Annotated in this window: 19 protein-coding genes; 11 read left to right on the top strand and 8 right to left on the bottom strand. The window is 38.1% G+C overall.

Annotated elements, in window-relative coordinates; all coding sequences use genetic code 11:
* Window positions 1-6: 6 nt before the first annotated feature.
* Window positions 7-849, bottom strand: coding sequence for a 5'/3'-nucleotidase SurE (surE, locus tag KYH19_RS15735; RefSeq protein WP_219075811.1), 843 nt, complete (start codon window positions 847-849; stop codon window positions 7-9).
* A gap of 221 nt (window positions 850-1,070) precedes the next feature.
* Here surE and KYH19_RS15740 point away from each other — a divergent pair, with 221 nt between their 5' ends.
* Complete coding sequence (locus KYH19_RS15740; protein WP_219075812.1) at window positions 1,071-4,004, top strand: pitrilysin family protein; 2,934 nt, start codon at window positions 1,071-1,073, stop codon at window positions 4,002-4,004.
* Between the two features lie 360 nt (window positions 4,005-4,364).
* On the opposite strand, the gene KYH19_RS15745 is transcribed toward KYH19_RS15740, so the two are convergent.
* Complete coding sequence (locus KYH19_RS15745; protein ID WP_219075813.1) at window positions 4,365-5,414, bottom strand: glycoside hydrolase family 130 protein; 1,050 nt, start codon at window positions 5,412-5,414, stop codon at window positions 4,365-4,367.
* A gap of 66 nt (window positions 5,415-5,480) precedes the next feature.
* Window positions 5,481-5,666: a CsbD family protein gene (locus KYH19_RS15750; RefSeq protein ID WP_121283788.1), complete on the bottom strand. Its 186-nt coding sequence runs from the start codon at window positions 5,664-5,666 to the stop codon at window positions 5,481-5,483.
* Between the two features lie 198 nt (window positions 5,667-5,864).
* Between KYH19_RS15750 and KYH19_RS15755 the strand changes: the two genes are divergently transcribed.
* Entirely contained in the window at window positions 5,865-8,873 is a 3,009-nt protein-coding gene (locus KYH19_RS15755) for a TonB-dependent receptor (protein WP_255562442.1), read from the top strand.
* Between the two features lie 12 nt (window positions 8,874-8,885).
* The gene (locus KYH19_RS15760; RefSeq protein ID WP_219075814.1) at window positions 8,886-10,253 is read left to right on the top strand and encodes a RagB/SusD family nutrient uptake outer membrane protein; all 1,368 of its coding nucleotides are present in this window, start codon (window positions 8,886-8,888) and stop codon (window positions 10,251-10,253) included.
* Between the two features lie 71 nt (window positions 10,254-10,324).
* On the opposite strand, the gene acs is transcribed toward KYH19_RS15760, so the two are convergent.
* Window positions 10,325-12,220, bottom strand: a complete 1,896-nt coding sequence (acs, locus tag KYH19_RS15765) for an acetate--CoA ligase (protein WP_219075815.1) — start codon at window positions 12,218-12,220, stop codon at window positions 10,325-10,327.
* Between the two features lie 302 nt (window positions 12,221-12,522).
* Here acs and rpmB point away from each other — a divergent pair, with 302 nt between their 5' ends.
* The 6 genes from rpmB (at window position 12,523) to rimO (ending at window position 16,157) form a co-directional block, all read left to right on the top strand.
* The gene (gene rpmB / locus KYH19_RS15770; protein ID WP_025145121.1) at window positions 12,523-12,756 is read left to right on the top strand and encodes a 50S ribosomal protein L28; all 234 of its coding nucleotides are present in this window, start codon (window positions 12,523-12,525) and stop codon (window positions 12,754-12,756) included.
* Window positions 12,757-12,800: 44 nt separating this feature from the next.
* Window positions 12,801-12,983: a 50S ribosomal protein L33 gene (rpmG, locus tag KYH19_RS15775; RefSeq protein WP_010599807.1), complete on the top strand. Its 183-nt coding sequence runs from the start codon at window positions 12,801-12,803 to the stop codon at window positions 12,981-12,983.
* Between the two features lie 97 nt (window positions 12,984-13,080).
* Window positions 13,081-13,236 (top strand): DUF4295 domain-containing protein, encoded by a 156-nt coding sequence (locus KYH19_RS15780; RefSeq protein ID WP_010599808.1) that lies wholly within the window; start codon window positions 13,081-13,083, stop codon window positions 13,234-13,236.
* A gap of 84 nt (window positions 13,237-13,320) precedes the next feature.
* The gene (gene ftsY, locus KYH19_RS15785) at window positions 13,321-14,283 is read left to right on the top strand and encodes a signal recognition particle-docking protein FtsY (RefSeq protein WP_132398667.1); all 963 of its coding nucleotides are present in this window, start codon (window positions 13,321-13,323) and stop codon (window positions 14,281-14,283) included.
* 76 nt (window positions 14,284-14,359) lie between these two features.
* Window positions 14,360-14,734, top strand: a complete 375-nt coding sequence (locus KYH19_RS15790; protein ID WP_219075816.1) for a GxxExxY protein — start codon at window positions 14,360-14,362, stop codon at window positions 14,732-14,734.
* Window positions 14,735-14,825: 91 nt separating this feature from the next.
* Complete coding sequence (gene rimO, locus KYH19_RS15795) at window positions 14,826-16,157, top strand: 30S ribosomal protein S12 methylthiotransferase RimO (protein WP_121283796.1); 1,332 nt, start codon at window positions 14,826-14,828, stop codon at window positions 16,155-16,157.
* Window positions 16,158-16,336: 179 nt separating this feature from the next.
* Here the strand turns inward: rimO and KYH19_RS15800 are convergent, their stop codons facing one another.
* From KYH19_RS15800 to KYH19_RS15815, 4 genes are all read right to left on the bottom strand, one after another.
* Window positions 16,337-16,681: a hypothetical protein gene (locus KYH19_RS15800; RefSeq protein ID WP_121283797.1), complete on the bottom strand. Its 345-nt coding sequence runs from the start codon at window positions 16,679-16,681 to the stop codon at window positions 16,337-16,339.
* A 521-nt stretch (window positions 16,682-17,202) separates the two neighbouring features.
* A complete protein-coding gene (locus KYH19_RS15805; RefSeq protein WP_227256173.1) occupies window positions 17,203-18,201 on the bottom strand; it encodes an NAD(P)H-dependent glycerol-3-phosphate dehydrogenase in 999 nt (332 codons plus the stop codon).
* 172 nt (window positions 18,202-18,373) lie between these two features.
* Entirely contained in the window at window positions 18,374-19,714 is a 1,341-nt protein-coding gene (locus tag KYH19_RS15810) for an efflux RND transporter periplasmic adaptor subunit (protein ID WP_219075817.1), read from the bottom strand.
* 58 nt (window positions 19,715-19,772) lie between these two features.
* Window positions 19,773-21,173, bottom strand: coding sequence for a TolC family protein (locus KYH19_RS15815; RefSeq protein WP_121283801.1), 1,401 nt, complete (start codon window positions 21,171-21,173; stop codon window positions 19,773-19,775).
* A gap of 19 nt (window positions 21,174-21,192) precedes the next feature.
* On the opposite strand from KYH19_RS15815, the gene KYH19_RS15820 reads away from it, so the two are divergent.
* Window positions 21,193-21,870 (top strand): polysaccharide deacetylase family protein, encoded by a 678-nt coding sequence (locus tag KYH19_RS15820; RefSeq protein WP_193420441.1) that lies wholly within the window; start codon window positions 21,193-21,195, stop codon window positions 21,868-21,870.
* 669 nt (window positions 21,871-22,539) lie between these two features.
* Window positions 22,540-25,305 carry a bifunctional aconitate hydratase 2/2-methylisocitrate dehydratase gene (locus KYH19_RS15825; RefSeq protein ID WP_219075818.1) on the top strand — a complete coding sequence of 922 codons (2,766 nt, stop codon included), beginning with the start codon at window positions 22,540-22,542 and terminating at the stop codon, window positions 25,303-25,305.
* Window positions 25,306-25,485: the final 180 nt, after the last annotated feature.

A 25,485-nucleotide genomic window follows, 5' to 3' on the forward strand; every position in this document is an offset into this window, starting at 1 on the left:
CAGGCACTAACCTAAATTAATGCCATCGGGTGCCGAAACTTTAGTGCCAGCAGCTTTTGTTGAATCGCTGTTGCCTATAAAATCCCAACTGTTAAGGGCTTGTATAGCATGATGCGCCGTTAAATCAAACTGAACCGGAACAATAGAAACATAATTATGCTCCAAAGCCCAAACATCGGTATCTTCTCCTTTGTCGAAATTTTCGAAAACACCCGTTAGCCAATAATATGGGCGTTTGTAAGGATCTGTTCTTTCATCAAATTCTTCCATCCATTTGGCATTGGCCTGGCGGCAAACCTTAACCCCTTTTAGGTTGTCGCCTTTCGGAAAATTCACATTTAAGAGTGTGCCTTCAGGCAAACCGTTCGCTAAAACCTGCTCACAAATATTTTTAATGTATTTTTTGGTATAACTAAAATCGGCATCGGCAGCAAAATCATCGAGGGAGAAACCAATAGATGGAATTCTTTCTATCGCACCCTCTACCGCAGCAGACATAGTACCCGAATAAAGTACATTGATCGAATTATTTAATCCATGGTTAATTCCTGACACGCATAAATCAGGTTTTTTACCTTTAAAAATCTTATTGACGGCAATTTTAACGCAATCAACCGGGGTACCGCTGCATTTATACATTTCTACACCTGCATAAAGATCAACCTTATCAAAACGGATCGGTTTACCTATCGTAATAGCATGGCCCATTCCACTTTGAGGGCTATCTGGTGCCACCACCACCACATTGCCGAGCTCCTGCATTACTTCCATTAAATTTTTTATTCCTGTAGCTGTAATCCCATCATCATTTACAACTAAAATATTTGGTTTTGTGCCCTGCTTTGTCATGCCTGTAAAAATACAGATTATAAATTCAAGGCACAATAAACCACCATTTTTATACTAAAACCATTTATCCCTGGCTTTTTAGTTTAGAAATTAAAATTATTTCTTTCCCTGCCGGAAAGCATCTATATTTGAACAAATAACTTATTAAAAATGAATACTGTATTTAAGATCACTCTTAAACCACAGAGACCTATTCATGATCATAAACCAAAAACAATTCAATGAAATTTAAACTATTTACTTTGGCTTGTTTTCTTATTACAGGTTCTTTAGCGAAGGCGCAAACAATCTATCAATGGAAAACAGGAACATCTGGTGGCTTTACCTACAAGTACGTTACCAACGACCCAACCAAAACACGTTTTTATACGTTAAAAAACGGTTTGACTGTAATTTTATCTCAAAACAACAAAGAGCCAAATATTACTTACAAAATGGCGGTAAGAGCGGGCAGTAATACCGATCCGCGTACCAATACCGGTTTGGCGCATTACTTAGAACACCTTTTATTTAAAGGAACAGATAAATTTGGAACGCTAAATTATGCCAAAGAGAAACCACTTTTAGATAAGATCGAAGCACTTTACGAAACGTACATCAAAACTACCGATCCGGCCAAACGTAAGGAGATTTATAAGGAAATAGACAAAACATCAGGCGAAGCTTCTAATTATTCTATCGCAAACGAATACGATAAAATGATGAAATCGATCGGAAGTAATGCAACCAACGCGCATACCGCTGTAGAAGAAACCGTTTACGAAGAAGACCTTCCATCAAATGCCATTGATAAATTTTTGGCTGTGCAGGCTGAGCGTTTCCGAAATCCTGTATTTCGCATCTTCCATACCGAATTAGAAGCTGTTTACGAAGAAAAAAACATCGGCATGGATAACGATGGTCGTAAAATGTACGAAAAAATGTTATATGCATTGTTTCCAACACATAACTACGGCCAACAGACCACCATTGGTACTGTTGAACATTTGAAAAATCCATCCTTAGTCGAAATCAGAAAATATTACAACAAATATTATGTGCCTAATAATATGGCCTTAATTATGAGTGGTGATATTAATTATGATGATTTAATTAAAAAAATCGACAAAGATTTTGCTTACATGGTTCCTAAACCATTTGCACTTTACAACCCTGCGCCAGAAAAACCATTAACCCAGGTTCAAACGGTTGATATTTACGGTCCAAGTGCCGAAAACTTATATATTGCTTACCGGGGCTTTGCCCAAAATACCCACCAAAGTTTACTGTTAGATTTAATCGGAAGCATTTTATCTAATGGCAAAGCGGGTTTAATGGATATCAACATTAACCAGCAACAAAAAATGTTGCGTGCAGGTGCTGGTTATAACTCCATGAAAGATTACGGAATCTTCATTTTATCTGGTTCTCCGAAAGCCGGACAAAGTTTAGAAGAGGCCCAAAAATTATTATTAGAGCAGGTAGAATTGCTTAAAAAAGGCGAGTTCGACGAAAGCCTGATTAAAGCAACTGTTGCCAACATTAAACTGGCCGAACTACAAAGTTTTGACAATAACGACGTTCGCGCAGATTTTGCAATGAATGCCTTTATCCAAAACCGCGGCACAGAATGGGATAAAACCTTAGCCTCAACCGATGCCATGGCCAAAGTAACCAAAAAGGAAATTGTAGAGTTTGCCAACAAGTTTTTCATTAATAACTATGCTGCTATCTTAAAACATAAAGGTGAAGACAAAAGCATTGTTAAAGTAGAAAAACCTACAATTACAGCAGTAAAAACCAATGCTAACGAAGTTTCTCCATTTACCAAAAACATTATCGATGCTCCGGTAAAACCGATCGCACCTAAGTTTTTAGATTACACCAAAGACCTTAATTTTGGTAAAGCAGGTATTGCCGATGTAATTGCCATACAAAATACAGAAAATGGCATTTTCCGTATGGGTTACCGTTTTGATATGGGTTCTTATAACTACAAATTGCTGCCTTATGCTGCGCAATACCTATCTTTTTTAAGTACCGATAAATATTCTGCAGAAGATATCAGCAAAGCATTCTATAATATTGCCTGTAGCTATAGTATCAATGTAGGTACTGATGTAACTACCGTTTCTATCACCGGTTTACAAGAGAATTTTGATAAAGCAGTGGCTTTGCTTGAAGATGTTTTAGCACATTGTAAACCAAACGAAAAAGCTTTAGAAGATTTAAAAGGCCGTTTGTTAAAATCAAGAGATAACAACAAATTAAATAAATCGTCAATTCTAAGTGGTTTAATGAGTTATGCACAGTATGGTGCAGATAATCCTTTTAATTACGGATTAACCAATGATGAGATCAAAAACATTAAATCGGCAGATTTGATCTACCTTTTACACAACCTTACCAATTACAAACACACCATTACCTATTACGGACCTAAAACATTGCCTGCATTTTCTGCTGATATTGTAAAAGCACATCCATTGGCAAAAGAATTTACTGATGCTGCACCGCTTAAGAAATTTGTTTATACCAAAACCGATTCGAACAAAGTATACTTTGCCGATTACGATATGGTACAGGCCGAAATCCGTTGGGTACGCAATGGTGGATTGTACGATCCGGCAAATGCTGCAAAAATTGCTTTATTTAACAACTATTTTGGTGGTGGCATGGGTTCGGTTGTATTCCAAACCATCCGCGAATCTAAAGCCTTAGCTTATTCTACTTTTGCAGTATATTCTTCTCCAAACACCAAAGAGAAAGAGAATGCAATTATTGCTTATGTAGGTACACAGGCCGATAAAATGAACGAAGCTGTAGCAGGTATGAATGAGTTATTAACCACTTTACCAGAGTCTGATAAATCATTTGACTTATCTAAAGCCAATACCTTAAACGGCCTCGAAACCAACCGTATTACTAAAGATGGTATTATCAACAGCTACCTGGCAGATAAAAAATTAGGTTTCGATCACGACTCAAGGATTGATGAATACGCCAACTTAAAGCCATTAACGTTTAATGATGTAAAATCATTCCATCAAAACAACCTTTCGGGCAAGCCATACAGCTATTGTGTTGTTGCGTCAGAGAAAAAAATCAACATGGCCGATTTAGCCAAATTTGGTCCGGTAACTAAATTGAGCTTAGAGCAGATTTTTGGATACTAACAAGGTTGAAGGTTTGAAGGCGGAGGGTTTAAGGTAAAAACCTTTGCCATAAAATTAAAATTGCAAGCGATTCCCGGAAACGGGGATCGCTTTTTTTATTTAGGTAAAATAGTTCGTTTCCATAGGATAATCGTTCAAATAAGTGCGATGAATATTTAATTATTAATAAAGGTTGGGAAAGCAGTGTTCCGTAGGTTTGTTAGCATTTCTCCCGGCTTTCCGATCTGATCTTTTTTGCCCAATACCTAAACGGCCAGGCCGCAAAAAAGGATCTCCCCTTCAATCCGGTTTAAAAACGAGATTTGTGCGACTATTTAGGGCTATAAAGCGTACAAAACCACCTCCCATAATTAATTATAGCTAAGCATATTTCAAGGTACTCAAAATTTCCTTCACCGAAAATTTAGCCCCGCAAACAAATTCATCAGCGGCTCCGTAGTAAATAGTCAGTTCATCTCCATTAACGATGTGGCCGTTTGTAAACACCACCTCGCCAAAGAAACCATGCAGTTCATAATCTGCTGTTGGCACCATAATCGGTTCTTCGGTTCTGGCCAGTACTTTCGATGGATCATTTAAATCCATTAAAAAAGCACCCAGGCAATACTGATGTTTCCCGTTTGCACCGTGGTAGATTTCGAGCCATCCTTCTACGGTTTTTATCGGTGCTGCACCGGCGCCCACACGGGCACTATCCCAGTGGTTAGGTCTCGTTTTAACAATACACTTGTGTTTACCCCAATGGATTCCATCTGGAGATTCGGCCAGCCAGATATAATTACCACCCAAAGCCACACTGCTAGGGCGGTGTAAAGCGTAAAATTTACCGTTAATACATTCTTCGAATATGGCGCAGTCTTTATTGTGCGGTGGGATAATCATACCGTGTTTCTCAAAACGCTTCCAATCTTTTGTGGTTCTTAATCCAACCCCTACCCCATGCGCAGATACCGAGGTAAAAGTTAAATAGTAAGTGTTATCGATTAAGGATACACGGCAATCTTCAATGCCAAACGTTTCATCTTCTCCCTCACCCTGCAGTAAAGGATAACCGGCTGGTTGGTAAAAATGTACACCATCATCACTGCAAACCAGCCTTAGATGCGATAACGTGGTTAAATAGTCAGCACCCTGATAATTGATTACCCGTGGATCATTATCTGCCAAAGCAGGGTCTGACTCTGCTATCTCGATAATTTCGATGCCATTTTTTCTTAAAACCGGGAAAGAAATAAGCCCCTGTTTTTGCGCCGGCCGTTCTGCTACGCGTACCAGAAGCCATATTTTATTTTGAAAGGTAAAAACCCCGGGATTTAAAAGACAAACGATTTCTAGTCCTGCCCTACTGGCATTTAGCTCTTTTGGACATAAAATTGGGTTTTCGGGAAATCTTCTTGCAATATCGGACATAAAAAATGTTTTTTAAAGCAAAACAGGCGGCCAAATTGACCGCCTGTTTATCTTATAGAATTGTGACTATAATGAGTTAATCCATTTCACAAGTTCATCTCTTCCCTTGCCGGTTTTTTGTTGCAACTTGCCTAACAATTCATCGTCCTGGCCTTCTTCGTGCTTTAAATCATCATCGGTTAAATCTCCATACGCTTGTTTAACCTTACCTTTTATTTCGTTCCACTTTCCTTTTAATTCTAACTTATCCATGCTCGTATTTTTTATGATAAAACATTCTAATTTCTAACTATATAACAGTTATCGCCTCTTTTTGTTTTGCTTTGAACTCATAAAACCAAATAACGGCCTGATTTTGCTTTACTCCACAGGGTTTTACAGATATTTTTAAGTATATTAAAAAATCATTTCAACAAACTATTCATATTATCAACTAAACTCCTTAATTTGATGAAAAAACTACTCTTTAGTATGCTTTTGTCTCTCGGTGTAATTTCGTTTGCTTTCGCACAAGGCAAGGTAATTACCGGGAAAGTTACATCAGTCTCCGGACCAATTCCGGGTGTTAGTGTATTTGTAAAAGGCTTACCAGCTAACGGCACGCAGAGTGATGCCTCTGGAGCCTTTAAATTAACGGTTGCAGACGATGCAAAAACGCTAGTTTTCAGCTTTATCGGTTACAAAGCCAAAGAATTGCCAATAACTGGGCAAACTATAAACGTAAATCTGGATGAAGAGAACAACACTTTGTCAGATGTGGTTGTGGTGGGATATGGTACGCAGAATAAACGGGATGTGACGGGATCAATAGCAAGAGTTACCGCAGCCGATTTGAAAGACAAACCCCTAACAACTATAGAAAGTGCCTTACAAGGTAAAGCGCCAGGGGTATTTATCAACTCTGGTAGTGGTAAACTGGGCCAGGCGCTTCAAATCCGGGTAAGGGGTATTTCTTCTATTTCGGCAAGTAACCAACCTTTATTCGTTATTGATGGCGTGCCAATAGTAAGTGAAGCATTGGGAACCTATACAGAAGCGGATAACCCGCTTGCGGCCATTAGCCCAGATGATATAGAATCGATGGAAGTTTTAAAAGACGCCGCATCTGCAGCAATTTATGGAGCCAGGGGATCGAACGGGGTTGTGCTGATTACAACTAAAAAAGGCAAGGAAGGAAGAACCAATATCGATTTTGGCTATTATGCCGGCTTCAGCGATCCAACCAAAAAGGGCGAGTTTTTAAATGCCGATCAATACCGTCAATTATTAGATGCATCGTTTAAGTACAACAACTATGACAATGGAGACTATGCCAATGCTGCAGAAATGTGGAAAGATTATACGGGCACAGATGACTGGACGGGCAACAATAATACCAATTGGGTAAACGAAGCTTTTAGAAAAGGACATACTCAACAATACAACTTAAATATTAATGGTGGTGATGCAAAAACAAGGTTTATGCTCTCCGGGAACTATAATAATAATGATGGAATTATAGTGAGCAACCGTTATGTACGTACTGGTGGTCGCTTAAGTGTAGACCATACTGTTTCGAAAATTTTAGATGTTGGAGGATCAGTTAATATCTCTAAAGTAGATAACTACCGTATTCCTACTGATAATGCCTTCTCTAATCCATTACAATTAAATGCCTTGCCACCAATTCAGCCTGTACGTGATGCATCAGGTCAATTAAATGGTTCTACTGTTTATTATAACAGCTTAATTGATTATGATAATGGTAAAAATTTATCAACCACGTACAGAACTTTTGCCAATGCTTATGCAAGTTTAAAAATCACACCCGATTTAGTTTTTAGAAGTGAGTATGGTTTTGATTTTAACAATTTAGAAGAAGAACAGTTTTTAGGATCAAAAACACAGGACGGAGGTAGCACAGGAGGCTATTCTTCCGATTATATGGCTAAATCTATAAACTTCAATACAAACAACACCCTTAATTACACCAAAACATTTAACGAAAAACATAACCTGAATGTATTGGCTGGTTTCGCCTTTCAAGATACGAAGTTCAGGTATTCATCTGTAACTGGAACTACTCTACCGTCAGACAGTTTTACTAAGATTGCAAGTGCAGCAGTAATTTCTGCGGGTGAATCTTCAGAAACCAGACACACTTTTGTTTCGTATCTGGCCAGGGTAAATTATAAATATGAAGAGAAATACCTGCTAAGTGCATCAATAAGAACGGATGGTTCATCAAGGTTTGGTGTAAACAACAGGTATGGAACTTTCCCTGCAGTTTCGGCTGGCTGGATCATTAACCAGGAAGAGTTTTTAAAATCGAGTAGCTGGGTAAGTGTATTAAAACTTAGGGGAAGTTATGGTTTAACGGGTAATGCAGAAATTGGCGATTTTGCTTCCAGAAATTTATATCGTGGGGTTAACTACGCTGGTGTAGGTGGTACACGTCCGAGCCAGTTAGGCGATCCGAATTTAAGCTGGGAAAATACAACCAATTATAATATAGGTTTAGATTTTGGTTTATTCTCAGACCGGATTTCGGGTACGGTTGAATATTACAAAAAGAAAACGACCGATTTACTGCTAAATGCACCAATTGCCGCCACAAATGGTTTTTCAACCATTACGAGGAACATTGGCGATATGCAAAACAAGGGATTTGAATTCTCCTTAAATACCAGAAATTTTGTCGGGGAGTTTAAATGGTCTACCTCTTTTAATATCTCACTCAACAGAAATAAGGTTTTACGTTTGGTTGATGACCAACCTATTTATCCCGGAGGAAGATTTTTAGGTAGAATTGCTGTTGGAGAGCCACTTGGTTACTTTTATGGCAAAGCTTATGCAGGCGTAGATCCGGCCAATGGTGATGCCCTTTATTTTGTTGATGCATCAAGAACGGCAACAACCAATGACTATGCCCTTGCACAAAACCAAAAGCTTGGCGATCCAAACCCTAAATTCTATGGTGGCTTTGGCAATCATTTCTCTTTTAAAAATTTCGATCTGGATATTCAGTCGCAATTTGTTTCTGGTAATGATATTTATAATATGGCAGGTCCTTTCCAATCAGCAAACGGCGATTATTTTGATAACCAAACCATTGATCAGTTAAACTATTGGACACCTACCAACACCATCACCACCATCCCACAACCAAGGTTTGGTAAAGGAAATGGAACAGGCTCGTCATCCAGATGGATACAAGATGGGTCTTATCTGAGGATGAAGAGTGTAACCTTGGGCTATAATATTCCCAAAGCCTTTATAAGTAAGTATAAATTACAAAATGTAAGGATATACGCATCTGCTCTTAACCTATTTACCATAACTGGTTATAAAGGTTACGATCCGGAAGTGAATACCCCGAGTGGTGGCTCGCTCCAGTCTGACAACATTCAACTCGGTCACGATTTTTATACTCCACCACAAGCAAGAACCATTACTTTCGGTGTAAACATTGGCTTATAAAAACATTAGAATATGAAAAATTACAAAAATATATTAGCTGCATTTCTTATTGTTCTAAGCGCATCAGGCTGCAAAAAACAATTAGAAATAGATCCTAAACAAAATATAGATGCCGGTGTGGCACTAAACACAACAGCAGATGTTCAAAATGCGCTAACAGGCGCCTATACCTTTTTGGCTACTGGCGACCTATACGGAACAAATCTTGTCTTTCTGCCAGACCTTTATGCAAACAGTGGTTATTTAACTTGGAGGGGAACTTTTTCTACTTACGGCGACATTGCAGACAAAACAATTGTATCGAATAATTCCGATGTCACCCGAACTTGGGTAACCGCTTACAGCGCGATTAACACCGCCAACATTGTGCTTTCGGCACTAAATGTGGTAAGTGATGCAGATACAAAAAGTGTAATAGAAGGGAAAGCTTTATTTATTAGGGGTATTATGCATTTTGAACTGGTAAGATTGTACGCTTTGCCTTATGATGCATCTGGTGCTAATACAAACTTAGGCGTTCCTATTATTACAAAGGCAGTTAAAACAATAAATGATGTAACCAATTCAGTTGCGAGGAATACGGTTGGCGAGGTTTATGTTGCGGTAGAAAATGATTTAAAATCAGCGATCACTAAATTGGCTTCAGTTAATGATCAATATGCTGCAAAGGCTTTTTTAGCCAGGGTTTACCTACAGGAAGGCAAGTATGCTTTAGCAAGGGATATGGCCAATGATATTATTACTAATAGCCCGTATACGTTAATTACCAATTCTCTTGAAGCACCTTTTAGGACAAAAAATTCAAGTGAAGGTATTTTTGAAATCAAACAGAACGAACAAAGCAATGCAGGTACCTCTAACGATGGGCTAGCTACTTTTTATGCAAGCTATCAAAATGCTACTGGCGGAGATGTAGGCAGGGCTGATGCGCTGGTGAACCCCACTTTTTACAATTCGTTCGAAACTGATGATAAAAGAAAAACAGAAATGATTTATGATGGTACTGGTGCCAGAAATGGGCTTTTTACTAAAAAATGGTACAGCTTTTATGATAACCTACCTGTTTGCAGGGTTACAGAGCAATACCTCATCAGGGCAGAATGTAATTTTAGATTAGGTACTGATATTGGAGCTACACCAGCTGACGATATTAATACGTTAAGAACCAGGGCCGGATTAGGAGATGTTGTTCCAACTCTCGATATTATCTTAAATGAACGCGAAAAAGAACTGGATTATGAAGGTTTCAGGCTTCACGATTATAAACGTACCAAACGTTCAATCGGAACATTTGCCTATGATAACCCTAAATTGGTATTCCCGATTCCAGACCGTGAAATAAATGTGAACAAAGCATTAAAGCAAAATCCAGGCTACTAGCCCTAACCCTTATAAACAACAAAGCCTCCCGATTTACATCTGGAGGCTTTCTCGTTAAATATGATAAGTTATTAAAGCTTTTTCGCCGCTTCAATAATTTCTTCTACCACACCTGGATCGAGCAAGGTAGACGTATCGCCTAAATTAGCAGTATCTCCTTCGGCAATTTTACGCAGAATCCTGCGCATAATTTTGCCCGAACGTGTTTTGGGTAAACCAGAAACAAACAATATTTTATCAGGTTTGGCAATTGCCCCAATTACGCGGGTAACCGTTTGTAATATATCTTTTTTTGATAATTCTGCTTCGCCATGCATTTCAGGGTAGATTACAAACGCATAAATCCCCTGTCCTTTTACATCGTGCGGATAACCCACAACTGCACTTTCTACCACACCCGCATGCATGTTAATGGCATTTTCTACTTCAGCGGTTCCAATTCTATGCCCCGAAACATTTAATACATCATCAACACGACCTGTGATTCGATAATAACCATCTTCATCACGCAAACAGCCATCACCAGTAAAGTATAAATTCTCGTAAGTAGAGAAATAAGTCTGTTTGCAACGCTCATGGTCACCATAAGTGGTACGCAACATGCCTGGCCAGGGGAATTTAATACAAAGGTTTCCCATCACCCCATTTCCTTCAATTTCATTCCCGTTTTCATCTACCAAAATTGGCTGGATACCCGGTAAAGGCAATGTGGCAAAACTAGGTTTGGTTGGTGTTACGGTAGCAATGGGCGAAATCATAATCCCTCCGGTTTCCGTTTGCCACCAGGTATCAACAATAGGCGCTTTACCGTGCCCGATTTTCTCATCGAACCAATGCCATGCCTCTTCATTAATCGGCTCTCCTACCGAGCCTAAAACGCGGATTGAGCTTAAATCTTTACCGTTTAATGGTTCCTCACTAAAACTCATTAAAGAACGGATGGCTGTAGGTGCGGTATATAAGGTATTTACTTTATGTTTTTCTACAATATCCCAAAAACGGGAAGGGCTTGGGTAAGTCGGGATCCCTTCGAAAAGCACAGAGGTTGCACCTTGCGAAAGCGGCCCGTAAACGATATAAGAGTGACCGGTAATCCAGCCAATATCGGCTGTACAAAAATAAACCTCACCAGGCTGGTAATTAAACACATTGGAGAAGGTATAACCCGCATAAACCATATAACCTCCACAGGTATGCACCACACCTTTGGGTTTGCCGGTAGAACCAGATGTATATAGAATGAATAACATATCTTCTGCATCCATTTCTTCTGCCTCGCAGATATCGTTGACGTGTTTAACTTCATCTTCCCACCATACGTCCCTGCCTTTCAGCATGGAAACAGGTGTGCGAACATGGGTTAATACAATACATTTTTCTACAGTTGGGCAGCCAATTAAGGCATCATCGATTACATCTTTTAGAGGGATCTGTTTGTTGCCACGGTAAGCACCATCAGCCGTAATTACCACCTTACATTGCGAATCGTTAATCCGGTCGGCAATCGATTTAGCAGAAAATCCTCCAAAAATAACGGAGTGAACAGCACCAATCCTGGCACAAGCCAAAACAGCAATGGCCAGTTCAGGCACCATAGGCATGTAAATACAAATACGGTCGCCCTTTTTAGCACCATTACGTTTTAAAACATTGGCAAAACGGCAAACACGCTCATGCAACATTTTATAAGTATAAGTAACACTTTCTTCTTCCGGGTTATTGGGCTCCCAAATAATGGCTGGTTTATCTCCATTGGTAACCAAATGCCGGTCTAAACAATTTTCGGTGATGTTAAGTTTCGCACCTTCAAACCACTTGATATTTGGTTCGTTAAAGTTCCAGGATAATACCTTGAACCAGGGCTTGCGCCATTGAAAGTTCTGCGCCACTTCGCCCCAAAACTGCTCAGGGTTTTCTACGCTTTTCTTATAATCTTCTTCGTATTGCTTGAAAGATGTAATTTGCATTGCTCGTTCTTATGTATTGTATTAGTGGGGCTAATTTAAATAAATAATAATAAGAAGAAATAGTCTAATCGTATCAAAATGAATATCAAACGTTTGATTGGAAATATTTATTTTTAATCCAGTATGATCTAAAGATTATTTAATATCCGGCATGAACAACCATTACACAAACCTTCTCCACTTATTCAATAATAATTATAAAAATAATTAGCTAGGCTATTGCTGTTTACAATTATTATTCAGATATTTGCACACTCTTAAAAAAATTAAGCGGACGATATTAACAACTATATTTACAAGTCATGTCAAGAGTTTGTGATTTAACAGGAAAAAAAGCAATGGTAGGTAACAACGTTTCTCACTCAAACGTTAAAACCAAACGCAAATTTTACCCAAACCTACAACTTCAGAAATTTTATATTCCTGAAGAAAACCGTTGGATTACGTTGAAAGTTTCTACTTCAGCGATTAAAACCATCAATAAAGTGGGCATTAGCGAAGCAATTAACCGTTTCGTAAAAAAAGGATTTTTGTAAAAAACATTAACTGTTGAGATTAACAGTTTTCAATTTATATTAAAATGGCAAAAAAAGGTAACAGAGTTCAGGTTATTTTAGAATGTACTGAACATAAAGAAAGTGGCATGCCAGGTATGTCTAGATATATTTCTACCAAAAACCGTAAAAACACTACTGAGAGATTAGAATTGAAAAAATTCAATCCAGTATTGAGAAAAGTAACCGTACATAAAGAAATTAAATAGGTTAAGAATAAAAGACCAAAGCTTAAAGACTAAAGCATTTGCAAGTCTCAAATCTAATGTCTGATATCTCAAATCTAATAATTAAAATTATAAGAACATGGCAAAGAAAGTAGTTGCAACCCTTAAAACAGGTACAGGTAAAGAATATTCGAAAGTAATTACAATGGTAAAATCACCAAAAACTGGTGCTTACTCATTCAAAGAACTTATCGTACACAACGACCACGTAAAAGATGCTATTGCATCTAAATAAGGTTAATATTTTTTAATATTAAAAATATTAAAGGCCGTTCCGTTTTAACCGGAAGGGCTTTTTTTGTTATATAAAAATTTAGATATGGGTTTATTCGATTTTTTCAAAAAGAAAGAAACTGCACCTGAAGCTCAGGAAGCACTGGATAAAGGTTTAGAGAAAACTAAAGACGGTTTCTTTAATAAAATTACCAAGGCCGTAGCAGGAAAATCTTCTGTTGATGATGAAGTACTCGATAATCTGGAAGAGGTTTTGGTTACTTCTGATGTAGGCGTAAGTACCACCTTAAAAATTATCAAACGGATCGAAGAGCGTGTTGCCAAAGATAAATATCTTAACACCTCTGAGCTCAACTTTATTCTGCGTGATGAGATCCAGTTGCTTTTATCTGAAAACAACAGTAACGATTTCCGTCAGTTCGAATATGGCGACCATAAACCTTATGTAATTATGGTGGTTGGCGTAAATGGTGTGGGCAAAACCACTACCATTGGAAAGCTGTCGCATAAACTTAAAGAATCGGGGCTTAAAGTAGTATTAGGTGCTGCCGATACCTTTAGGGCTGCAGCCGTTGACCAGATTAAACTTTGGGGCGAACGCGTTGGCGTGAGGGTGGTGGCACAGGCTATGGGGTCTGATCCCGCTTCAGTGGCTTTTGACACCTTACAATCGGCCGTTGCCAGTAACGAGGATGTAGTAATTATCGATACTGCAGGACGTTTACACAATAAAATCGGCTTGATGAATGAGCTGGGCAAAATTAAACAGGTAATGCAAAAGGTAGTACCAGGTGCACCGCACGAAATTTTATTGGTATTGGATGCCTCGACCGGACAAAACGCCTTTGAACAATGCAAACAGTTTACCGAAGCTACTGATGTGAATGCATTGGCCATTACAAAATTAGACGGAACGGCAAAAGGTGGTGTAGTAATTGGCATTTCTGATCAATTCAGAATTCCTGTTAAGTATATCGGTGTAGGAGAAAAAATAGGCGATTTACAGCTTTTTGATAAGAAAGAGTTTGTGAATAGTTTGTTTAAATAACACTTCGTGGTTGATTCCACCGATTTAAGTGATTACGCCGATTAGCTCATTTCATAGATTTTATATAGATTTATATATGATCGAATATGAAAAAGACACCTTAACACAAACCATTATAGGCTGTTGTTATGAAGTTCATAATCAGTTAGGTCCGGGATTTTTGGAAAAAACATACGTTAATGCGCTAAAAATCAAACTTCAACAGGCAGGTTTAAATTACACGGCAGAAAAAGAATTCAGCGTTGTATTTGAGAACATTGTTGTAGGAAAATTCAGATGTGATCTTTTTGTTGAAAATAAAGTAATTGTAGAATTAAAATCGGTGACAGGATATCAACCTAAGTTATTTCAAAGTCAACTTATATCATACTTAAAAGCGAGCAAAATTAAAACCGGATTATTGATTAACTTTGGCAACACAAGCTGTGAGGTAAAACGCTTATCTATTTAACAGCAAAATAGGCATCAAAACCCTTAATCTATTAATCCAATCATAAGATTAATCACCGAAATCGTTAATAATCGGTGGAATCATACACAATATGAATACCAAAATAGTAAGAAGTAAAAGCGCAGTTAAACAACCTAAAATTAATGTAATTACATTAGGTTGTTCTAAAAACATATACGATTCGGAAGTGTTGATGGGGCAGTTGCGTGGCAACAATTTAAACGTTGTGCACGAATCAGACAAAATGGGCAAAGACGATATCGTTGTAATCAATACCTGCGGTTTTATCGACAATGCTAAACAGGAATCAATTGATACCATCCTTCAGTTCAGCGAGTTGAAAGAAGCTGGTAAAATTGGTAAGGTAGTGGTTACAGGTTGTTTATCTGAACGCTACAAACCTGAGTTGGAATCAGAAATTACCAACGTTGATGCCTTTTTCGGCACCAATGATTTACAAAATATTCTGCACGAACTAGGTGCTAACTACAAACACGAACTGATTGGCGAACGTTTGCTCACTACTCCATCCCATTTTGCTTATTTCAAAATTGCTGAAGGCTGTAACCGTCCCTGCTCTTTCTGCGCCATTCCTTTAATGCGTGGCAAGCACATGAGCAAACCTATGGAAGAACTGGTTAACGAAGCTAAAATATTGGCCAAAAACGGCACCAAAGAACTGATTTTAATTGCTCAGGATCTTACTTATTACGGATTAGACCTTTACGGCGTACGTAAATTAGATGAGCTGATGCGTCGCCTGTCGGATGTTCCCGGAATCGAATGGATCCGTTTGCAATACGCCTACCCTTCTGGTTTCCCGATGGAAATTTTAGATGCCATGAATGAGCGCGACAACATCTGCAACTATCTGGATATGCCACTACAGCACATTACCGATAACATGCTAAAATCGATGCGTCGCGGTACCACTAAACAGAAAACCATCGATCTGGTTAACCAGATTAGAGATAAAGTTCCGAATATCGCTATGCGTACGACTTTAATCTGCGGTTATCCTGGCGAAACTGAATACGATTTTGAAGAAATGAAGGAATGGGTTGCCGAAACCAAATTCGATCGTTTGGGTTGCTTTACCTACTCGCACGAGGAAAAAACACATGCCCATAGTTTGGTTGATGATATCCCGGATGAAGTTAAACAACAACGTGTTGATGATATCATGGAAATACAACAAGGCATTTCATTTGATATTAACCAGGAAAAAGTAGGCAAAACCTTCAAAGTGCTGATTGATAAAAAAGAAGGTGATTTTTTTGTAGGCAGAACCGAATTTGATTCACCAGAGGTAGATAATGAAGTTTTAATCGACGCTGCAACAGGTTATGCTGCTAATGGAAGTTTTGTTAATGTAAAGGTTGACAGAGCAGAAGATTTCGATTTATACGGAAAAATCGTTTAATAAAAAACTTAATCAATTAAAAATCCCAAGAGTAAGCCTCTTGGGATTTTTTGTTTTAAGACTATAATCATACCTTTTTACGAACTGCCATATATTATTTAAGGCATTTCGATGTTTCCCCTATTCAAGCTCAATACAAACTTTTAGGAAAACTTATTTTATGATATAGTGCATTTTACTTAGTTTTTTGATGCTGGTCTGGTCTTAATCTGACTAGGTTTTAACCAGATTTTAGCTCCTTTTGAGTTTACATAGTATTTCTCATTTTTTGCATTGATATAAACATCAGAACCGTCTGGTGCCATTTTGCCTTTCCAGGTTTTATCAGCAACTTTCGAACTACCTTTTACCGCTACCTCAGCAGTTTTATTCCCTACCGATTTAGCACCTTTACCAATTGCTTTTCCGGTATGATCTATTGCTTTACCTACCTCAGTTTTTTTCTTTTCCTGTGCGCTCACACTAAGGGTTACACCGCCAATTAAGGCCATTGATAATAAACCCATTACTAATTTCTTTTTCATGACAGCTATATTTTTATTTAACTGATAATGATAACAGTTCGCCACCTCTTTTGTTTGATAGCAAAGTATTTATTAATAAATGTTATTAGATTTTTTTTGAGATTGAGAAACGTAATTTTCAGGATGCTTTTTTAGCATGCAGGGTATCATTTTAGTTTTACTATTTTTTTGGAGCGCAAGGACAGTGATCATGATTAAAGCCTGGTCCCGTGCTACGCTGTATCCCTCCGCTGCGCTTCAGGGATGCCGCTGCGCCCGGGGCTAGAAACGTTGTTCCTGCAAAGAACAAAATACAAAATGTCTATAATAGGCAAAGCGTTAATTGTTCCTTACACTGTCCTCTGTTAAATAAACCTTATTGCAGCGGTTATCCTTTTTGGCGCACAAACAAGAATGTTTCCACTAAGCTCTCACAAAAAGATAATAGCGGAAAGAAGGACTGCCCTAACCGACCGGTACAAACCTGCTTTACAAAAATAATTATTGAATCAAATCACTATAATTATTAACCTACGCTAATTTTAGTTTAATTTCTCCGCCAATAGCTTCATTTCTATCTGTGGCGATCGTTTCTCGTAAATGATGCTGTGAACAGCCTTACAGATGGGCATGTCTACATTATACTCCTGGTTTTTGATGTGCATACATTTTGCAGCATAATAACCTTCGGCTACCATATTCATTTCTAACTGTGCCGATTTTACGGTATACCCCTTGCCTATCATATTACCAAAAGTACGGTTGCGGCTGAACTGTGAATAGGCAGTTACGAGCAAATCGCCCAGATAGGCTGATTCTTTAATGTCGCGATCAATGGGATGAACCAAATCTACAAAACGTTTGATTTCTCGTATGGCGTTGCTAATGAGCACGGCCTGAAAGTTATCGCCATAACCTATGCCATGGCAAATGCCACTGGCTACGGCGTAAATATTTTTTAAAACAGCAGCGTATTCTGTACCGAAAATATCGTCAGAAACATTAGTTTTAATGTAGCGTGTATTTAAAATCGAGGCAAATGCGGCCGCTTTATCTACGTCGGTACAGGCAATAGTTAGGTAAGAAAGTTTCTCAAAGGCTACTTCTTCTGCATGGCAGGGGCCGCTTACCACAAGAATATCGTGATAAGGGATGTTGTATTTTTCGTTCAAAAATTCGCCGATAATCAGGTTATCTTCGGGTACAATTCCCTTAATGGCTGATACTATTTTCTTGCCTCTTAAATCTTCAGGGGTTATGGCAGACAGTGTTTCCTTTAAAAAAGCCGCAGGAACATTTAAAATAACAAAATCAGCTGATTTTATAATCGAACTGATATCAGACGAGATATTGTCCTGATTGAGTTTTAGCTCAACAGAACTGAGGTAATGAGGATTGTGTTTAAATTTTTTGATGTGTTCAATGGCTGTTTCGTTACGCATCCACCAAAAAATCTCTTTCTCAGACAAATTATCTGCAAGCATTTTTACGATGGCAGTAGCCCAGCTCCCACCCCCTATCATTGCTATTTTAGGTACCATGATTATAAAAAAGGTTTAAGGTAAAGGTGTAAAATCATTTTTCAAAAGGTATAAGGCAAAAGGTGTAAGGCTTAAAGTTAGGCTCAATGCCATATACCTTAAACCTTACACCCTAAACCTTAGAAATACACCTAAACAACGCAAGTTACTATTTCTTGCGATTATTTATAAACTACTTTTTCCCGTCTTTGCTAAACAATTGGTCTTTAGCTGTTTTTTCTACAACCATACCATCTTTCAGTTTGCTCTGAATGGCTGAATAAGGACCAGTTACAACTTCTTCTCCGGCTTTAACACCCGATTTTACTATGATAAACTGATCGTTCTGAATACCCGTTGTCACCTCTGCTTTTTTAACTTTTTTACTTTTAGCATCGTAAGTGTAAACATATTGCTTCACCTTTTTGTCGGTAAGTTTCGATTTCTGTTTATCGGTATTTTCCTGGCTGCCCTGGTTATTGTTGCTACCACCCGATTTTGCATTATCAGTAAACACCGCCTGGATTGGAATAGCCAATCCGGTTAACGATTCGCTTTCAATATCAACCGTTGCCGACATGCCCGGACGGAAAATAGATTGTTGTTTGCCCTCCATTTCTTCGGTAATCCTGATTTTTACAGAAAAATTGGTCACCTGATCTACTGAGGTAGATACTGCAGTACCCACTGCTGTTGATGAACTTGCAATTTCAGTAACCACACCTCTGAATTTTTTATCAGAAAATGCATCTACTTCGATAGAAGCTTTATCGCCAACCTTAACGCGGGTAATGTCGTTCTCGTTTACATCTACATTAACTTCCATAGATGAAAGATTAGAAATACGCATAATCTCGGTACCTGCCATTTGCGAAGTTCCTAAAATACGGTCGCCAAGCTCAATTGATAATTTAGAAACCACACCATCAACTGGTGCGTAAATAGTGGTTTTAGCTAAGTTAGCTCCCGCTTCTTTAACATTTGCACCAGTTTGCTCTAAAGTAAATTTGGCGCCGGTAACATTTTCTTTTGCACTGGCTAAATTTGCTTTAGCGGTTAAAAACGCCGCTTTAGCTGAATCGAACTCTGAAGCTGAAATTACTTTTTTATTAAAAAGCTCAACATTACGTTTGTAGGTAGCTTCAGCATTCACAAAATTAGCCTGGTTTTGCGCAAGCTGTTGTTGTGCTGCAGCTACACTGGCTTTTTGCGCATTAAAACTTGCCACGGTTCTTTCATAGCCCGATTGTAACACATCCGGACGTACTTTACAAAGCAACTGGCCTGCTTTAACAATATCTCCCTCTTTTACTTTTAACTCTACTACCTCTCCAGATACCTCAGAACTTAATTTAACCTCGGTTTCCGGCTGGATTTTTCCACTTGCCGTAACTGTTTCCACAACAGTTTTATCTGATGCTTTTTCTGTAGTTACTTTTTCGGTTTTATTTCCACCTATCACGCCGGCCAGTTTGAGCACAACCAGAAGGACTACGATAGCAACTACGGTAATAATAATATGCTTCAGTTTCATAATTTGTATTGTATTTCGTTTATTTAAAGTTGTAATATTTAAGCTTCAGCATTTTGTCTTAAAAAACAATCTGTTTGCCTAAATAATAATCAATTACCTTGGCACGGAACAGTAAGTCGTATTTTGCTAAGATAAAATCTATTTCGGCTTTATTTTTATTGGTTTGAGCTGTACTGTAATCTAAAGAGTTTACTAAACCAACAGCATAACGTTGCTCAATAACATAAAAGGCATCTTTTTGCGCCTGAAAAGCATTTTGGGTAGAAGAATACCTGCTTTGCGCGGCATTTAAATCGGCGACAGCCTGATTGATTACTTTAATCAGGTTGTTTTTAGAGATTTGCTCATCTGTTTTGCGCTGCTCGAATACTATTTTAGCCTTTCTTACGGTAGACCTGGTGGTAAAACCATTAAAAATAGGAATTGAAATACCCATATTAATTGATTTACCGAAGTTGTCAGACAGTTGACTAAAAAACGGACTGTTTCCTGGAAAAGCAAACTGGTACTGATAGAAAGATCCTAAACCTCCTCCAAAAGTAACTTTAGGGTAATAACTACCTTTGGCTACATCAATTGCTTTTTCTGCTGCTTTTGTATTTAAACTTGCCAATTTGATATCGGGAAATGTATTTAAGGCCTGACTGTAAATATCACTTGGCACATAATTATTCTGAATGTTATTCAATTCGTTAACCAATGGCGGCTGTACCTTAAATGTCATTGGTGGCTGAATTTCCATTAATTGTCCTAAAGTTAAATAGGATATTGTCAACTGATTCTGCGCATTGGTTAGATTAAGCTCAGCGGTTGCAGCCTGCGATTTGGCCTGCGAAATATCGGCTAAAGTTTTATTACCAACATCCAAAAGGGCCTGTTCTCTTTTTAAAGTAGAATTAGCTACGTCTAATTGTTGCTGCGTAGCTTTAACCTGATCCTGGTTATTTAAAACCTGCAAATAAGCGGTCACCACCTGCAGAATAAGATCATTTTTTACTTTGTCTACATTGGTTTGATCTACGGCCAGCAATAACTTATTCTGTCTGATCTGATTCAGTTGAGCGCCACCTCCAAATACCTGCACATTCGCAGATACATTAGGATTTAAGGTATAATTTTGTGTATTTAGAAACAACCCTGATGTTACCTGGCTCCTTCCCCATTGCATAGATTGGTTAACAGAACCGTTTACAGTGGGCAATAAAGCATTTTTAGATTGGCGTACATTTTCTTCGCTAAGCGCGGCATTAAATGCGGCTTGTTTGATGTTTAGATTGTTTTTTAATGTGTTTTCGACCGCTTGTTGAATGCTGATCACTTCTTGAGCCTTAATTTGCTGATTAAAACTTAATGCCACTAATAACGCAGATCCGGTAATTAACTTATTCTTGGTAAACATCTTCATAATTTGTTTCAAATCTATATAAACAACTTTAATAATTTCAATCTGTTCAGGCATTTACTAACTTTGAACTTAAATGTACCTGATCAAATCACCGCTTCTGCTAAAATGGTATTATCCATCATTGTTATGGAATAAATCCCGCACCGAAAAAGTTATTTATTTGACCTTTGACGATGGACCCATACCCAATGTTACAGATTTTGTATTAAAAACTTTAAAAGTATTCAATGCTAAAGCTACATTTTTTTGCATCGGTGATAATATTGTTAAACACCCCGAAGTTTTTGAACGCGTCAAAACCGACGGGCATGCCATTGGCAACCATACTTTCAATCATTTAAAAGGTTGGAAAACCGATGATGAAACCTACCTTCAAAACACAATAAAATGCCAAGAACTTACGAAAACTGAGCTTTTCCGTCCACCTTACGGGAGGATTAAGAAAAGTCAGATTCTGAGTCTGAAGTCCAAAGTCCGGAGTTCGGAGTCAATATCCCAAAATTCACAAACCGATTCAAATCCCAAATCTCAAATCTCAAATCTGAAAATCGTAATGTGGGATGTACTTAGCGGCGATTTCGACACTAAACTCTCACCCGAAAAATGTTATCAAAATGTGATTAAACATACCGAAAATGGTTCTATAATTGTATTTCACGATAGTTTAAAAGCATTCGACCGTTTATCTTACGCACTTCCCAAAGTATTGGCTTATTTTACTGAAAAAGGTTTTACATTTTCAACATTATAGTTCGAAGCCAATCTTATGCCAAGGCTTTACATACATTTCAACAAACTGAATATCAAAACATTAATATACTATTAAATAAATAACTGTTCAAAATCGCACAAACATGTCCGATAACGAACGGTTAACCAAGTTATTAAGATGCTATCGTTTATCACTAATTTACCTAACTACAGCAGAAATCTTTTTACATAGTTCAAAGATTTCTCCACTGCGGTCGAAATGACGATACTTCGAGACCATTCCCTTCTTTATCCATTTTGTCCATTCATATTGATTTTTATACAATAAATTATCCCTAAGGATGAAAATTCTATATTTATTGTATAGCCCGAGGATTATAATAAACTGGTAAGGATGAAATGATTTTAAGTTATAGCAGGCACTCAAAAAAACACTTCTTAATCACATAAACGTGGTCATAATTTATACGTTTTCATGACTTCTGATATACATCCGTTTTTCATTGTTTAGAATAATTCCAAATTACTGAATCACCTACCTAAATTACATTTAAGGGTTGTTTTTTGCTATTTTTGTTTTAACCAAAAAATTGTGCCCTATTGGCTCAATAAACGCAAATTAATATACAAAAGCAGTATTCTTTTTTTGTAAAAAGTGGGTGTACATTTTATTGCACAATCTTATCACAAAAAGAATAAACTATCCAAGATGAGTATTTATAACGATTATATCCAGGAGATTGAAGACAGAAAAGCTCAAGGTCTTCATCCCAAACCTATTGATGGCGCTGAATTATTAAGTGAAATCATCGATCAAATCAAAAATGTAAATAATTTTAACAGGGCAGATGCTGTTAATTTTTTCATATACAACACCTTGCCGGGCACTACCGGAGCAGCTGGTGTAAAAGCAGAGTTTTTAAAAGAAATTATTTTAGGCGGAGCTATCGTTGCAGAAATCACACCTGATTTTGCTTTCGAATTGTTATCGCACATGAAGGGTGGATCTTCTATCAAAGTGTTATTAGACATTGCCTTAGCCGATAATGGCGATAAAGCCCATAAAGCTGCAGATGTTCTTAAAACACAGGTTTACTTGTACGATGCCGATACCGATCGTTTAAAAGAAGCTTATAACAATGGCAATGCCATCGCTAAAGAAATATTAGAAAGTTATGCCAGGGCTGAATTTTTCACCAAACTCCCTGAAGTAGCAGAAGAAATTAAAGTGGTAACCTTTATTGCCGGGATAGGTGATATTTCTACAGATTTATTATCTCCAGGTAACCAGGCACACTCCCGTTCTGATCGTGAACTGCATGGTAAATGTATGATTACGCCAGAGGCTCAGGAAGAAATCAAAGCATTGCAGGCGCAACACCCAGATAAAAGTGTAATGCTGGTAGCTGAAAAAGGCACCATGGGTGTAGGTTCCTCGCGCATGTCAGGCGTAAATAATGTGGCACTTTGGACGGGCAAAAGATCTAGCCCTTTTATCCCATTTGTAAACATAGCGCCAATTGTAGGTGGTACCAATGGTATTTCTCCAATTTTTTTAACCACAGTTGATGTAACTGGTGGTATTGGTATCGACCTTAAAAACTGGGTAAAGAAAACCGATGAGAACGGAAATGTTATCCGTAACGAAAATGACGAGCCAATTTTAGAGCAGGTTTACTCCATAGAAACGGGCACGGTACTTACCATTAATACCAGAACTAAAAAATTATATAATGGAGATCAGGAGTTGATCGACATTTCAAAAGCGTTGACACCACAAAAAATGGAATTTATCAAAGCTGGCGGTTCTTACGCTATCGTTTTTGGTAAAAAAATCCAAACTTTTGCAGCTAAAACCTTAGGTATCGAAGCTTCTGCAGTATTTGCTCCGGCAAAAGAGGTATCTGTAGAAGGGCAAGGTTTAACCGCTGTAGAGAAAATATTTAACAGAAATGCAGTAGGTTTAACACAAGGCAAAGTTTTACATGCCGGCTCTGATGTTCGTGTTGAAGTAAATATTGTAGGTTCGCAAGATACTACCGGTTTAATGACGGCTCAGGAATTAGAGGCAATGGCTGCTACAGTGATTTCTCCTATTGTTGATGGCGCTTACCAGTCAGGTTGCCATACGGCATCTGTTTGGGATAAAAAAGCACAGGCAAACATCCCTAAACTGATGAAATTTATGAATGATTTCGGGGTAATTACTGCCCGCGACCCTAAGGGGGAATATCATTCGATGACCGATGTTATTCACAAAGTATTAAACGATATTACCATTGATGAGTGGGCAATTATCATTGGTGGCGACTCGCACACCCGTATGTCTAAAGGTGTGGCATTCGGCGCAGATTCTGGTACAGTAGCATTAGCATTGGCAACCGGTGAGGCTTCTATGCCAATTCCGGAGTCAGTAAAAGTAACCTTCAAAGGTGAAATGAAACAACACATGGATTTCCGTGATGTAGTACATGCGACGCAATTACAAATGTTGCAACAGTTTGATGGCGAAAACGTATTCCAGGGCCGCATCATCGAAGTACACATTGGTACTTTATTAGCTGATCAGGCCTTTACCTTTACCGATTGGACTGCTGAAATGAAAGCAAAAGCATCTATCTGTATTTCGCAGGACGATACTTTAATCCAATCGTTAGAAATTGCCAAAAACCGTATTCAAATCATGATCGACAAAGGTATGGATAACCATAACCAGGTTCTACAAGGTTTGATTAATAAAGCAAACAAACGTATTGAAGAAATTAAAACCGGTATCAAACCAGCTTTAATGCCCGATGATAATGCTAAATATTATGCTGAGGTTGTAATTGATCTGGATCTCATTGAAGAACCAATGATTGCCGATCCGGATGTGAATAACGCAGATGTTTCTAAACGTTATACACACGATACCATCAGAGATTTAACCTACTACGGTGGCGATAAAAAAGTAGACCTTGGTTTCGTTGGCTCATGCATGGTGCATAAAGATGACTTGAAAATCGTTTCTCAAATGTTAAAAAACATAGAGACGCAGACCGGTAAAGTAGAGTTCAAAGCGCCATTGGTAGTTGCAGCCCCTACCTACAACATCATAGATGAACTGAAAGCAGAAGGTGATTGGGAATACTTGCAAAGATATTCTGGATTTGAGTTCAGCGATGCGTTACCTAAAGCTGCAGCACGTACCGAATATGAGAACATCATGTATTTAGAGCGCCCGGGCTGTAACCTTTGCATGGGTAACCAGGAGAAAGCGGCTAAAGGTGATACGGTAATGGCTACGTCGACCCGTTTATTTCAGGGCCGTGTGGTAGAAGACAGAGATGGTAAAAAAGGAGAGTCTTTACTGGCTTCAACCCCTGTAGTCGTTCTTTCAGCAATCCTGGGCCGTATTCCGAGCATTGAAGAATATAAAATGGCAGTAGAAGGCATTAACTTAACCAAGTTTACCCCTATTTCTACAAAACAATAAGAAACAAAAAAGCATATTATTTGTTAATCTTTAAAAAAGGCTATCCGAGAGATCTGGTAGCCTTTTCTTTTGCATAATAGTTGCATAGAATGGTTTTAAATAAGATATTATGACAAATCTCAAAAATAAATCTGTTTAAAATTGTTTAATTTAGATAGTACCTTATTGACAATAATTATA

Source organism: Pedobacter sp. D749, from assembly GCF_019317285.1.
Classification (GTDB): domain Bacteria; phylum Bacteroidota; class Bacteroidia; order Sphingobacteriales; family Sphingobacteriaceae; genus Pedobacter.